At 73.3% G+C, this 13,389-nt stretch carries 12 protein-coding genes; 3 read left to right on the forward strand and 9 right to left on the reverse strand.

Annotated elements, in window-relative coordinates; all coding sequences use genetic code 11:
- Nucleotides 1-182: 182 nt before the first annotated feature.
- Entirely contained in the window at nt 183-1,289 is a 1,107-nt protein-coding gene (locus tag C229_RS0112195) for a PQQ-dependent sugar dehydrogenase (protein WP_018655360.1), read from the forward strand.
- Between the two features lie 6 nt (nt 1,290-1,295).
- On the opposite strand, the gene C229_RS0112200 is transcribed toward C229_RS0112195, so the two are convergent.
- From C229_RS0112200 to gatC, 4 genes are all read right to left on the reverse strand, one after another.
- Nucleotides 1,296-1,877 carry a DUF4253 domain-containing protein gene (locus tag C229_RS0112200; protein ID WP_018655361.1) on the reverse strand — a complete coding sequence of 194 codons (582 nt, stop codon included), beginning with the start codon at nt 1,875-1,877 and terminating at the stop codon, nt 1,296-1,298.
- A gap of 373 nt (nt 1,878-2,250) precedes the next feature.
- Nucleotides 2,251-3,735, reverse strand: a complete 1,485-nt coding sequence (gene gatB, locus C229_RS0112205; protein ID WP_026313700.1) for an Asp-tRNA(Asn)/Glu-tRNA(Gln) amidotransferase subunit GatB — start codon at nt 3,733-3,735, stop codon at nt 2,251-2,253.
- Between the two features lie 14 nt (nt 3,736-3,749).
- Nucleotides 3,750-5,210, reverse strand: a complete 1,461-nt coding sequence (gatA, locus tag C229_RS0112210) for an Asp-tRNA(Asn)/Glu-tRNA(Gln) amidotransferase subunit GatA (protein WP_240487238.1) — start codon at nt 5,208-5,210, stop codon at nt 3,750-3,752.
- A gap of 47 nt (nt 5,211-5,257) precedes the next feature.
- Nucleotides 5,258-5,557, reverse strand: coding sequence for an Asp-tRNA(Asn)/Glu-tRNA(Gln) amidotransferase subunit GatC (gene gatC, locus C229_RS0112215; protein WP_018655364.1), 300 nt, complete (start codon nt 5,555-5,557; stop codon nt 5,258-5,260).
- Nucleotides 5,558-5,727: 170 nt separating this feature from the next.
- Here gatC and C229_RS0112220 point away from each other — a divergent pair, with 170 nt between their 5' ends.
- The gene (locus C229_RS0112220; RefSeq protein WP_018655365.1) at nt 5,728-5,979 is read left to right on the forward strand and encodes a DUF6458 family protein; all 252 of its coding nucleotides are present in this window, start codon (nt 5,728-5,730) and stop codon (nt 5,977-5,979) included.
- A 186-nt stretch (nt 5,980-6,165) separates the two neighbouring features.
- On the opposite strand, the gene C229_RS0112225 is transcribed toward C229_RS0112220, so the two are convergent.
- From C229_RS0112225 to C229_RS0112235, 3 genes are all read right to left on the reverse strand, one after another.
- The gene (locus C229_RS0112225; protein WP_026313702.1) at nt 6,166-8,232 is read right to left on the reverse strand and encodes a putative bifunctional diguanylate cyclase/phosphodiesterase; all 2,067 of its coding nucleotides are present in this window, start codon (nt 8,230-8,232) and stop codon (nt 6,166-6,168) included.
- 180 nt (nt 8,233-8,412) lie between these two features.
- Nucleotides 8,413-10,578 carry an NAD-dependent DNA ligase LigA gene (gene ligA, locus C229_RS0112230; protein WP_018655367.1) on the reverse strand — a complete coding sequence of 722 codons (2,166 nt, stop codon included), beginning with the start codon at nt 10,576-10,578 and terminating at the stop codon, nt 8,413-8,415.
- A 57-nt stretch (nt 10,579-10,635) separates the two neighbouring features.
- On the reverse strand, nt 10,636-11,121 hold the full coding sequence (locus C229_RS0112235) for a hypothetical protein (protein WP_018655368.1): 486 nt from the start codon (nt 11,119-11,121) through the stop codon (nt 10,636-10,638).
- Nucleotides 11,122-11,320: 199 nt separating this feature from the next.
- Between C229_RS0112235 and C229_RS34910 the strand changes: the two genes are divergently transcribed.
- Nucleotides 11,321-11,551, forward strand: a complete 231-nt coding sequence (locus tag C229_RS34910; RefSeq protein ID WP_018655369.1) for a DUF2199 domain-containing protein — start codon at nt 11,321-11,323, stop codon at nt 11,549-11,551.
- Between the two features lie 2 nt (nt 11,552-11,553).
- Here the strand turns inward: C229_RS34910 and C229_RS0112245 are convergent, their stop codons facing one another.
- Complete coding sequence (locus C229_RS0112245) at nt 11,554-12,552, reverse strand: methionine synthase (RefSeq protein ID WP_018655370.1); 999 nt, start codon at nt 12,550-12,552, stop codon at nt 11,554-11,556.
- Nucleotides 12,549-13,367 (reverse strand): LLM class F420-dependent oxidoreductase, encoded by an 819-nt coding sequence (locus C229_RS0112250; RefSeq protein ID WP_018655371.1) that lies wholly within the window; start codon nt 13,365-13,367, stop codon nt 12,549-12,551. The genes C229_RS0112245 and C229_RS0112250 overlap by 4 nt, the downstream gene beginning before the upstream one ends.
- Between the last annotated feature and the right edge of the window lie 22 nt (nt 13,368-13,389).

Raw genomic sequence — 13,389 nt, forward strand, 5'->3', positions numbered from 1 at the left:
CTGCACGGCGACAAACATGGGCCACGGAACGGTTTTCCCGCCGTCGGGCGCGGCATATATGCCCTGTTGGAGGGCTTGTCATTGATCGAGGTCCGTGCCGGGACCGTTCCTCATCGTCCGGGCACGGGCGTCCTGTCCGGACCGCCGGGCGGCCCCGGCCGTCCGGACCCACGGAGGCCGACGTGCTGAGAATCCGCTGCCTGATCGTCCTGGTCGCGCTCGCGTTCACCGCCGCCTGCGGAGGCGGCGACGACCCCGGCGGCGCCCCGTCCGCATCCGGCTCCGCGTCCCCCACGGGGACGACGGGCACGGCGGCTCCGGGCGAGCCCGCGCAGGTGGCGCGGGGGCTGGAGGTGCCGTGGGGCCTCGCGTTCCTGCCCGGCGGGGACGCGCTCGTCACCGAACGCGACAGCGCGCGGCTGCTGCGCGTCGCGTCCGGCGGGAAGGTGACGGAGATCGCCCGGGTGCCGGGTGTGCGACCCGGCGGCGAGGGCGGGCTGCTCGGCGTCGCGGTGTCGCCGGACTACGCGCGGAACAAGCACGTCTACCTGTACTTCACGGCCGCCAACGACAACCGCGTCCTGCGGTTCGTGCAGGACGACGACGGCCTGTCGTCGCCGGTGGAGATCGTGACCGGCATCCCGAAGGCGGGCAACCACAACGGCGGCGCGGTCGCGTTCGGCCCGGACGGCGACCTGTACGTGGCCACCGGCGACGCGGGCCGCCAGGACCTCGCACAGGACCGGAACTCGCTCGGCGGCAAGATCCTGCGGCTCACCCCGGACGGCGACGAGGCGGACGGCAACCCGTTCGGCAACGCGGTCTGGACGCTCGGGCACCGCAACGTCCAGGGCCTGGCCTGGGACGGGCGCAAGCAGATGTACGCCACCGAGTTCGGCCAGAACGAGACCGACGAGATCAACCGCATCGAACGCGGCAAGAACTACGGCTGGCCCGAGGTCGAGGGCGCCGGAGGGCCGGACCGGTTCACCGATCCGATCATCGAGTGGACGACGGCGGAGGCGTCCCCGTCCGGCCTGGCCTTCGCCGACGGCTCGCTGTGGGCGGCGGCGCTGCGCGGCGAGCGCCTCTGGCAGGTGCCGCTGAACGCCGACGGCGGGGCCGACAAGAGCGCGGCCAAGGGCCTCTTCCAGGGCGACTACGGCCGCCTGCGCGGCGTGGCCCGCGCGCCGGACGGCTCGGTATGGTTCACCACGAGCAACCGCGACGGCCGGGGCTCCCCCGACGGCGCCGACGACCGCGTGCTGCGCCTCACGTTCGGCGGCTGACGCCGGTCAGTCCCACCAGAACGACCAGAAGGGACGCCCGACGAGGGACGCGACGTACGCGTCGGGCTCCATGCCCTGGTCGATGACGTCGGCGCAGAACGCGTAGTGCTCGACGGCGACGGCCCGCGCCCGCTCGGCGTCGGCGGGCGGCGCGGCCACCGACACGCCGAGCGTGTCGAACCCGACCGTGATCACGCGGGCGCCCAAGCGGTCCTCCCAGTCGCGGAGCACGGCGCAGAGCTCGGCGGTCTCGGTGTAGTTGACGGGGCCGGACCAGCCGCAGAGCGCGGGGGCGTCGGCGCCGCGCGCGGCGGGCACCAGGCCGAGCAGCCATTCCTGCGCGTCGCCGAGCAGCAACGCCGTCTCCGCGGCGACGGCGTCGGGGTCGTCCTGGATCTCGACGGCCTCGGCCGTGCCGGGCCACGGCCCGGTCCGCAGGTCGCCGTCCCCGTCGTCGGACAGGTTCGGCCACAGCCCGGCGAGCACCGCCCCGCCGTCGAGCGCGTCCACCCGCTCCACCGGCACGAAGCCCAGCTCACCACTGCGCCACGGACGCTCCCCGTCCCCGCGCAACGTCTCCAGCAGCAACGGATACCACCCGCTCCGCCCCCGCTCCCGATACAACCGCTCCCACAGCCCACCGGCGTCCGCAACGACCCCGTCACTCACCCAGAGCACGCCCCGCCCGACCTCCGCCGCCTCAGCGAACCCCTCCCCAGCGCAAACCACCCGCCCGGCAGGCAACCCGTCCGGCAGAGGCGGCAGCCCATCCTGATGTCCCATGACCCCGCAAGCTACCGCCCACGACCGACAGAACGTCAGCTCCCCGGCAAATCACACCCGCCCCACGCGTCCCGGAGCCTGGACCGCCGTGTGGGCGTGGTGGGGAGTGCCCGGTCGGTCGCAATCGCGGCGGCGGGTGGGCCGGGGCCCGCGGTGTGTGGGCGGGCCCCGGGGTGGGTCAGGGGGTGGTGAGTTTTTGCAGGATGAGGTCGCGGGCGCGGCCTGCGTCGGCCTGGCCTCGGGTGGCCTTCATGACGGCGCCGACGAGGGCGCCCGCGGCGGCGGTCTTGCCCGCGCGGACCTTGTCGGCGACCGGAGCGTTGTCCGCGATGACCTGGTCGATGATGGCGGCGAGCGCGCCGTCGTCGCTGACGACCTTGAGGCCGCGCGCGGCGACGACGTCGTCGGGGCCGCCCTCGCCCGCGAGGACGCCCTCGAACACCTGCCGGGCCAGCTTGTCGTTCAGCTCACCGGCCACGACCATCGCCTGGACGCGGGCGACCTGCTCGGGCGTGATGGGCAGGTCCGCGAGTTCGACGCCCTGCTCGGTCGCCCGGCGCGACAGCTCGTTCAGCCACCACTTGCGGGCCGATCCGGCGTCCGCGCCGGCGGCGATCGTCGCCTCGATGCAGTCGAGCGCGCCCGCGTTGACGACGTCGCGCAGCTCGGCGTCGGTCAGGTCCCACTCGGCCTGGACGCGGCGGCGCCGCGCCGCCGGAAGCTCCGGCAGCGTCGCCCGCAGCTCCTCCACCCACTCCCGCGACGGCGCCATCGGCACCAGGTCGGGCTCGGGGAAGTAGCGGTAGTCCTGCGCCTCCTCCTTGGACCGGCCCGACGTCGTCGTGCCGGTGTCCTCGTGGAAGTGCCGCGTCTCCTGCGTGATCGTGCCGCCGGCCGACAGCACGCCCGCCTGCCGCTCGATCTCCGACCGCACCGACCGCTCGACGGACCGCAGCGAGTTCACGTTCTTGGTCTCGGTGCGGGTGCCCCACGCGGCCGCGCCGCGCGGCATCAGCGACACGTTGACGTCGCAGCGCATCGAGCCCTGCTCCATCCGCACGTCGGACACGCCGAGCGACCGCACCAGCTCGCGCAGCTCGGTGGCGTACGCCCGCGCGACGAGCGGCGCCTTCTCCCCCGTCGCGGTGATCGGCTTGGTGACGATCTCGACGAGCGGGATACCGGCGCGGTTGTAGTCGACCAGCGAGTGGACGGCCCCGTGGATGCGCCCGGTGGCGCCGCCGACGTGCAGCGACTTGCCGGTGTCCTCCTCCATGTGGACGCGCTCGATCTCGACCCGGTACGTCTCGCCGTCGACCTCGACCTCCAGGAACCCGTCGACGCACAGCGGCTCGTCGTACTGCGAGATCTGGAAGTTCTTCGGCATGTCGGGATAGAAGTAGTTCTTCCGGGCGAACCGGCACCACTCCACGATCCGGCAGTTCAACGCCAGCCCGATCTTGATGATCCCGTCGATCGCCGCGTGGTTCGTCACCGGCAGCGCCCCGGGCAGCCCGAGGCAGACGGGGCACACCTGCGTGTTCGGCTCGGCGCCGAACCCGGTGGCGCAGCCGCAGAACATCTTCGACGCGGTGCCCAGCTCGATGTGCGTCTCGATCCCCAGCACCGGCTCGTACTTCGCCAGCGCCTCGTCGTACTTCATCGGCGTCACGACGCTCACTTGGCCCCTCCCGCGAGGTCCGGCGCCTGGGCGAGCAGCGGCCCGCCCCAGCGGTCTTCGAGGGCGCCCTCCACGGCGGCGGCGGCGCGGTAGACGCGGTCGTCGGCGAGGGCGGGCGCCATGATCTGGAGGCCGACGGGCAGGCCGTCGTCCGAGAGGCCGCAGGGCACCGAGATGGCGGCGTTGCCCGCGAGGTTGGACGGGATCGTGCACAGGTCTGCGAGGTACATGGCCATCGGGTCGTCGGCGCGCTCACCGATGGGGAAGGCCGTGGTCGGGGTGGTCGGGGAGATGAGGACGTCGACCTGCTCGAACGCCGCGTCGAAGTCGCGGGTGATCAGGGTGCGGACCTGCTGCGCCTTGCCGTAGTAGGCGTCGTAGTAGCCCGACGAGAGCGCGTACGTGCCGAGCATGATGCGGCGCTTGACCTCCGGGCCGAAGCCCTCGGCGCGGGTCAGGGCCATGACCTCCTCGGCGCTGCGGGCGCCGTCGTCACCGACGCGCAGGCCGAAGCGCATCGCGTCGAAGCGGGCCAGGTTGGACGAGCACTCCGAGGGGGCGATGAGGTAGTACGCGGGCAGCGCGTAGGTGAAGTTCGGGCAGGACACCTCGACCACCTTGGCGCCCAGCGACTCCAGCAGCGCGACGGTCTCGGCGAAGCGGGCCGCGACGCCCGGCTGGTAGCCGTCGCCGGAGAACTCCTTGACGACGCCGACGGTCATGCCCGCGACGTCGGCGCGGCGCGCGGCCTCGACGACGGCCGGGACGGGCTGGTCGACGGACGTGGAGTCCATCGGGTCGTGCCCGGAGAACGCCTCCTGGAGCAGCGCGGCGTCCAGGACGTTCCGGGCGAACGGCCCGGGGGTGTCCAGCGACGACGCGAACGCGATCAGCCCGTACCGGGACGAACCGCCGTAGGTCGGCTTCATCCCGACGATGCCGGTGACGGCGGCGGGCTGCCGGATCGAGCCGCCGGTGTCGGTGCCGGTGGCCAGCGGCGCCTCGAACGCCGCGACGGCCGCCGACGAACCGCCGGACGAGCCGCCCGGGATGCGCGACAGGTCCCACGGGTTGCGGGTCGTCCGGTAGGCGCTGTTCTCGGTGGACGACCCCATGGCGAACTCGTCCATGTTGGTCTTGCCGAGGATGACCAGGCCCGCCGCGCGCAGCCGCGCCGTGACGGTCGCGTCGTAGGGCGGGCGCCACCCCTCCAGGATCTTCGACCCGGCGGTGGTGGGCATGTCGGTGGTGGTGAACACGTCCTTGTGGGCGATGGGGACGCCGGCCAGCGGGCCCAGCTCCTCCCCCGCCGCGCGGCGCTCGTCGATCGCGCGCGCCTGCGCCAGGACGGTCTCGGGATCGACGTGCAGGAACGCGCCGACCTCGCCGTCCACGGCGGCGATGCGGTCGAGGTGGGCCTGCGCGACCTGCGCCGCCGACGCCTCGCCCGACGCCATCAGCGCCGCCAGCTCGCCCGCGCCCTTACCGGTCAGCTCGCTCACGCTCACGCCTCCTCGTCCAGGATGCGGGGCACGCGGAAGCGCTGCTCCTCCGCCGCCGGGGCGCCCGCCAGCGCCTGCTCCGGCGCGAGCGACGGCCGGACCTCGTCGGCCCGGTACACGTTGGTCAGCGGCAGGGCGTGCGAGGTGGGCGGGATGTCCTCCGCCGCGACCTCCTGGACCCGCGCGACCGCGGAGATGATCTGGTCGAGCTGGGCGGCGAGATGGTCCAGCTCATCGTCGCGCAGCGCCAGCCGGGACAGCCGGGCGAGGTGCGCGACCTCGGCTCGGGTGATCGCGGACATGTGGGAACCGTTCCTGGAAGGGATGGAGTCGTCCCCCATCCTAGGCCCGCCCGCCCATCGGCCCGACGAGTTTTCCACAGGCAAGATCCGCAGGTCGGCCGGTACGCCTGTTTCAGCCCCGTCTGGGGGGAAGAGGTGCGGCGTACGCCCGTGAACGGAAGGAGATCGCCGTGACCATCGGTGGCGGCATCGCATTGATCATCATCGGTGCGATCCTGGCCTACGCGGTCGAGTACGAGTTCAGCGGCATCGACATCAGGGTCGTCGGCGTGATCCTGATGATCGGTGGGCTGGTCGGCCTCGCCTTCGGCCTCATCCGCATGCTCAGCGCACGCTCGTCGTCCCGCCGCGTCGTGGAACGCCCGGTGGACGTGCACGAGCGCCGCGTCTACGAGGAGCGCCGGGACGACCCCCGCATCTGACCCGCGCCTCTCACCCGCCCGTCGCGCCTTCGGGGCGCCGGAGAAGGACCGGACCCGCCGCAGCGAACGTTCAGGGATCGCCGGAACCCCTCGCGCACCAGCGCTCCGGGATGGCCGGAACCCTCACGCAGCATCCGGCGGAGTCCGCTCGATCCGGCGTCACCGAAGGCGCGGTGGTCCGGCTTGCTAACCCGCTGCGGGTTGGCGGGTGCGGTGGTGGGAGCGGAGCCAGTCCGTGGCCGTCGCGGGGTCCATCGGGCGGCCGAAGTGGTAGCCCTGGGCCGCGTCGCAGCCGAGGCCGCGCAGGGTGCGGGCGGTGAGGGGGTCCTCGACGCCCTCGGCGACCGAGCGGAGGCCGAGGGTGCGGACCAGGTCGATGATCGAGCGGACGATGACGGCGTCGTCGGGTGAGGCGGTGAGCCGCTGCACGAACGACGCGTCGATCTTGATCTCCTCGACGGGCAGCCGCTTCAGCCGCACCAGCGACGAGTAGCCGGTGCCGAAGTCGTCCAGGCTGAGCGGGATGCCGAGGGCGGCCAGCGCCGCGACCGTCTCCGACGCGTAGGCGGGCTCGTTCGTCAGCACCCGCTCGGTGATCTCCAGTTGCAGCGCGGCGGCGGGCAGCCGGTGCGCGGCCAGCCCGGCCGAGATGACCTCGGTGAGCCCCGCGTCGAACAGGTCGCGGCCGGAGGTGTTCACCGCGACCTGCACGTGCAGCCCGTCCCGCCACCAGGCGGCGGCCTGCGCGAGCGCGTCCGCGATGACCTGGCGGCTGATCGAGCGCATCAGATAGGTCTGCTCGGCGATGCCGAGGAACCGGTCCGGGCCGAGGACGCCGAGGTCGGGGTGGCGCCAGCGCAGCAGCGCCTCCATGCCGACGAGCGCCCCGTCGCGCAGCGACACCTTCGGCTGGTAGTGCAGTTCGAGTTCGCCCCGGTCGACGGCGCGCCGCAGGTCGCCGAGCATGCCCAGCCGCGCCGGGGAGTTGCGGTCGGCGGCGGGGCTGTACACCTCGACGCCGGTGCGGGCGGCCTTGGCCTGGTACATCGCGACGTCGGCGCGTTGCAGCAGCAGGTCGTAGTCGCCCGCGTGGTCGGGGCACAGCGCGATGCCGACGCTGCCCTCCAGGTCGAACGTCATCCCGTCGAGCCGGACGGGTTCGCCGAGCGCGACCCGCAGCCGCCGCGCGACCTCGCGGGCGGCGGCCTCGTCGCGGACGGTGGGCAGCAGCACCCCGAACTCGTCGCCGCCGAGCCGCGCGACGAGGTCGCCGGGCCGGACGCTGTGGGTGAGCCGGTGCGCGACGAGTTGCAGCAGCCGGTCGCCGGTGGAGTGCCCGAGCGTGTCGTTGACCTCCTTGAACCGGTCGAGGTCGAGCAGGAACAGCCCGACGCGGGACTGCTCGGCGGCGGCGCGGCGCCGTCCGGGGCGGACCCGGGCCAGCGCCTCGTCGGTGCGCAGCGCGAGCAGCTTGCGGTTGGGCAGTCCGGTGAGCTGGTCGTGCAGGGCCTGGTGCTCGCGGCGCACCGACGCGGACGCGTTCAGGTGGACGGCGACGATCGGCAGCACGATGAGCGGCAGGAACGCCGCAGAACGGTCCATCGCGGCGACGACGAACGGCGCGAGCCCGAACAGCGCCAGGTGCACGAGCACCTGGTAGCCGAGGTCGGCGCGCAGCGCGGTGAGCGGTGACACGCGTTCGTGCAGCGCGACGGCCCCGGCGACCAGCGCGTCGTTGACGAGGAAGTAGACGGCGCCCGCGAGCGCGACCGCGAGCAGGTCGCCGCCGCCCGGCACGAACGGCGCCAGCGGCGTCGGCCGCACCCCGAAGGCGTGCAGGACGAGGTGCGCGGCGGCGAGGCTGAGCGTGTACTGCGCGACGTTGAACGCGATCCGGAACGCCGACCGGCCGCGCATCGCGCCGCAGGCGACGAGCGCGCCGCCGCGCAGCAGCGCCGCGCAGGGCAGCCCGAAGTACAGCAGCGCGGCGAAGGAGAACGCGGTCGCGGTGCTGGCGCCGCTGTCCTCGGTGGAGCCGGGCGTGACGATCGGCCGCAGTTCCCCGAGCACGACGAGGACGCCGAGGATCCAGAACGCGGGGCTGGCGGCGAGCGCGTCGAGGCGTCCGCCGGACAGCCCGCATCCGGCCGCGACGGCGGCGAACGCGCCGAGCGCCGTGACGGCGCAGACGTACAGCCACAGCGGTGAGCCCCGGCGCGGCGGCGTGTTCCGCGTGTTGTTCGGGTCCTTCATCACCATCTCGGGGGGTTCGGGGAACCTGTGATGTTTGGGAGGGTACGACCTATCGGGAACCTCGCGCACCCGTTCGCGCACGTTCTGTTATTCCCGCAACCCAGGGAGCCGGGCGGATCGGAGCCCGAGCGGTACGCTCGGGTAACTTTACGCTGGTGAGAACGCTCTGACGCCGGTCCGTCACTCGCTCGGACGGACCGCGACATCGGTGGCCGCTTCCGGCCCATCGGCCAGAAGCACCCCGAACCCCGACTCGTCGAGCACCGGGACACCGAGTTTGACGGCCTTGTCGTACTTGGAACCGGGACTCTCACCGACCACGACAAAGCTCGTCTTCTTGGACACCGAGCCGCTGACCTTGCCTCCCCTGCCCTGCACGGCCTCGGTCGCGGAGTCGCGGCTGTAGGCGTCCATCGAGCCGGTGATGACGACGGTGACGCCCTCCAGCGGGCGCGGCCCCTCCTCCGCGCCCTCGTCGGCCATCCGGACGCCCGCCGCCGCCCACTTCTGCACGATCTCGCGGTGCCACTCCTCCTCGAACCAGCGCTTGATCGACGCGGCGATCGTCGGGCCGACGCCGTCGACCGTGGCCAGTTCCTCCTCGGTGGCGGCGCGGATCGCGTCCATCGAGCGCATCTCGCGGGCGAGGTCCTGCGCGGCGGACGGGCCGACGTGCCGGATCGACAGCGCGACCAGCACCCGCCACAGCGGCTGCGCCTTGGCCTTCTCCAGCTCGTCGAGAAGCTTCTCGACGGTCTTCTTCGGCTCGCCGTCCTTGTTGGCGAAGAACGTGACGATCTTCTCCGCGCCGGTCTTGTCGTCGAGCCGGGGCAGGCCGGTGCGCGGCTCGCGGACGACGCTGCGGATCGGCAGCAGTTGCCCGACCGTGAGATCGAACAGGTCGCCCTCGTTGCGGACCGGCGGCTCGCCCGGCTCCAGCGGCTGCGTGAGCGCGGTCGCGGCGACGTAGCCGAGCGCCTCGATGTCGAAGGCGTTGCGGCTCGCGACGAAGAACAGCCGCTCGCGGAGCTGCGCCGGGCAGCCCTCGGCGTTGGGACAGCGCAGGTCGGCGTCGCCCTCCTTCTGGGGACGCAGCGTCGTGCCGCACTCGGGGCACCGCGTCGGCATCTCGAACGCGCGCTCGGAGCCGTCGCGCAGGTCGACGACGGGCGCCACGATCTCCGGGATGACGTCGCCGGCCTTGCGCAGCACGACCGTGTCGCCGATGAGGACGCCCTTGCTCTTCACCTGGCTCGCGTTGTGCAGCGTCGCGTACGCGACGGTGGAACCCGCGACCGTGATCGGCTCCATCACGCCGTACGGGGTGACGCGCCCGGTGCGTCCCACGCCGACCTTGATGTCGAGGAGCTTGGTGTTGACCTCCTGCGGCGGGTACTTCCACGCGATGGCCCAGCGCGGCGCGCGCGACGTCGAGCCCAGGCGGCGCTGCAACGGGAACTGGTCGACCTTGACGACGACGCCGTCGATCTCGTACTCGGGGTCGTGCCGGTGCTCGCCGTAGTGCTCGATGTAGGCGCGGACCTCGTCCATGCCGGACACGACCCTGTACCGGTCGCTGACGGGCAGGCCCCAGCCGCGCATCAGCTCGTAGGCGCCGGACTGGCCGTCCGGCCGGTGCCCGCCCTCCCACGCGCCGAAGCCGTGCACGAGCATGCCGAGCGGGCGGGACGCGGTGACGCGCGGGTCCTTCTGGCGCAGCGACCCGGCGGCGGCGTTGCGCGGATTGGCGAACGCGGCCTTGCCCGCCTCGGCCTGCTGCGCGTTGACCTGCTCGAACCCCTCGACCGGCAGGAACACCTCGCCGCGCACTTCGAGCACGTCCGGCCAGCCGTCGCCCTCCAGGCGGTGCGGCACCGTGGCGATCGTGCGGACGTTGTTGGTGACGTCCTCGCCGGTGCGGCCGTCGCCGCGCGTGACGGCGCGGACGAGCCGCCCCGCCTCGTAGACGAGCGCGATGGCCAGTCCGTCGATCTTGAGTTCGCACAGGTAGCCGGCGACCTCGCCGACCTCCTTGACGACGCGCTCGTCCCAGGCGGCCAGCTCGTCGGCGTCCATCGCGTTGTCGAGACTCTGCATGCGCTCGATGTGCGCGACGGTGGCGAAGTCGGTGGTGATCGGCGCGCCGACCCGCTGCGTGGGCGAGTCGGGGGTGACGAGCTCGGGATGCTCCTCCTCGACCGCCTGGATCTCGCGCATCAGCCCGTCGTACTCGGCGTCGCTCAGCGTCGGCTGATCGAGCACGTAGTACCGGTAGCCGGCCTCGTCCAGCCGCTCGGCCAGCTCGCGATGCCGCCGCGCCGCCTCCTTGGGAACACCGTCGCTCATGGACCCATTGTCGCTGGTACCTACGACGATCCCGCGCCGGGCGCGCCCGGAGGCGAGTCAGAGCGTGGGACAGGGCAGGGTGGTGCGGCGCGCGGCACGGCGCGGACGGGCGGCGGCGGCGCGGCCGTCGACCCAGCCGGACGCGCGGACCAGCGCGTGCGCCGCGTCGAGCGGCGTGTAGTGGGTCGTGCCGGAGTCCGGCCAGGTGGCCAGCACGTGGTAGCCGCACTCGCCGGTGGTGGTGCACCGCACCTCGACGCGGGCCGTGACGCGCCAGCCGTTGAAGTCGGCGTCCTGCTGGAGCTCGGCCATGTACACCGTGTCGCCCGGGGCCTCGACCACCGACACCAGGCACGGCGGCGTCACCAGCTCCAGCACGTAGCCCCGGTTGCTGTACGCGTGCTCCCACAGGCCGAACCTCTGCGCGAGGCGCCGCATGACGGCGTCGGCGTCGTGCAGGACGGCGCCGACCTCGGCCTGGTTCGGGATGCGCCCGAACAGGTCCTCAAGGTCCGCCTCCCCCAGCGGGTTCCATCTCACCATGGACGCAGCATCCCCGACCGGGGCCCGGTCCGGCGGGAGAAAGCGCGAAATTCTCATGCCGGAGCGAGAAACACGGCGGGCGCGGGTGGCGACACGCCCAATATGCCCGGATGCCAAACCTTGCCGGTTTCGCGTGTTCGTCCTGCGGCGCCGAGCACGACGACCTGCCGTACCACTACGACTCCTCCGCGCCCGCCTTGTGGACCGCCGCGAGGAGGAACCTCCGTACTTCGGCTGGCTCTCCACCGAACTGCCCTGCTACGACGTCTCGGCCCTCAGCCTCAAGACGCACGTGCACACCCGTCCGGTCGGCGTCCGGCCGCTGGTGGAACTGGAGGCCACCGGCCATCCGCTGGCCGTCGAGCAGCGCGAGGGCATCACTCCCGAGCGCGTCCGGACGTTCGCCGAACACCTCCTGCACCCGGCCTGAGTTCAGTCGGCGGCCTCGTGCAGCATGCGGGCCGCTTCGGCGCAGCGTTCCAGCGCCTTGCGCGCGTAGGACGGGGACGCCCCCGCCAGGCCGCACGCCGGGGTGACGACGACCTGGCGGCCGAGGGCGGCGGGCGGGAAGCCGAGACGGCGCCACAGCGCGCGGACCGGCGCGGCCGCCGCCGCCAGGGACGGCGGCGCGGTGCCGGTGGCCGGGACGGCGCCGAGGAACAGGGCGGTGCCCGCGTCGATGGCCTCGCCGATCGCGTCGTCGTCGCGGTCGGGCACGAGGGACAGGTCGGCGGAGATCGCGTCGAACCCGGCGTCGCGCAGGACGGCGTACGGGACGTTCGCGGCGCAGCAGTGCGCGACGGTGAACGCGCCCGCCGCCTTGACGACCGTGCGGAGCGCGTCGGCCGCGACGGGCGCCTCGACGGCCCGCAGCCGCGACAGGCCGGACGCGCTCGGGATCGTGCCCGCCAGGACGCCCGGGAGGGCCGGTTCGTCCACCTGGAGCAGCAGGTCGGCGTGCGGGAGGCGGCGGCGGACGTCCGCGACGTGCCGGGCCACGCCCTCGGCGAGGGACGCGGTGAGGTCGCGGACGGCGCCCGGGTCCTTCAGGGCACGGGCGCCCGAGCGGAGTTCGATCGTCGCGGCGAGCGTCCACGGCCCGCAGACCTGGACCTTGAACGGGCCGTCGTGGCCGCCCGCCAGTTCCTCCAGCACGTCCAGATCGCGGGCCAGGTGGTCGAGGGCGCGGCGGGTGTCGCGGCCGGGACGGTCGGAGAACCGCCAGCCGGACGGCTCGACGTGCACGGGCATGTCCACCAGCAGCCCGGCGGTGCGGCCCGTCAGGTCGGCGCCGACGCCGCGCGCCGGAAGCTCCGGCAGGAACGGCAGGCCGCCGACCTCGCCGAGCACGACGCGCAGCGCCTCGGCCGGGTCGGTGCCCGGCCACGAGCCGACGCCCGTCGCCGTGCCCGGCGCCCACGGGTACGTCACAGCAGGCCCGCCAGGCGGTCCAGTGCGGCGAGGGTCTCGGCCTCGGGCTCGGTCGGCAGGTTGAACAGGATCTCGTCCACGCCCGCGTGCGTCAGTTCCTCCACGACCTCGGGGCGCGGCGGGGCGCTGAACACGATCACCGGCACCGCGTGGCCCGCGCGCTGCCGCAGGTCGGTCACCTTGTCGGCGAGGTCGTCGGTGCCGCGCCCGTAGATGGGCATCCAGCCGTCGCCGAAGTCCAGGACGCGGTCGAGGACCGTGGGGCCGTGGCCGCCGAGCAGCACCGGCGGGTGCGGGTCCTGGACGGGCTTGGGGTAGGAGAAGACCGGGTCGAAGTTCACGAACTCACCGTGGAACTCGGCCTCGTCGCAGGTCCACAGCTCCTTGATCGCCAGCACGCGTTCGCGCATGAGCCGCATCCGGGTGGCCGGGTCGGTGCCGTGGTTGCGCATCTCCTCCCGGTTCCAGCCCGCGCCGACGCCGAGGACGGCGCGGCCGCCGGAGACCAGGTCGAGCGAGGCGATCTCCTTGGCGAGCACGATCGGGTCGCGCTGGACGACCAGCGCGATGCCGGTGCCGACGCGCAGCCGCTCCGTCGCGGTGGCGGCGGCCGTCAGCGCGACCAGCGGGTCGAGGGTGCGGAAGTAGTGGCGGGGCAGCTCGTCGCCGCCCGGCCACGGCGACTCGCGCCGCACCGGGATGTGGGTGTGCTCCGCCACGTACAGGGACGCGAAGCCGCGCTCCTCCAGCGCGGCGCCGAGCGCCGCGGGGGCGATCCCGTCATCAGTGACGAACGTGGACACACCGAAACGCATGACGCTCTCCCAGGGCCGTTCA

Source organism: Actinomadura flavalba DSM 45200, assembly GCF_000374305.1.
Lineage (GTDB): Bacteria > Actinomycetota > Actinomycetes > Streptosporangiales > Streptosporangiaceae > Spirillospora > Spirillospora flavalba.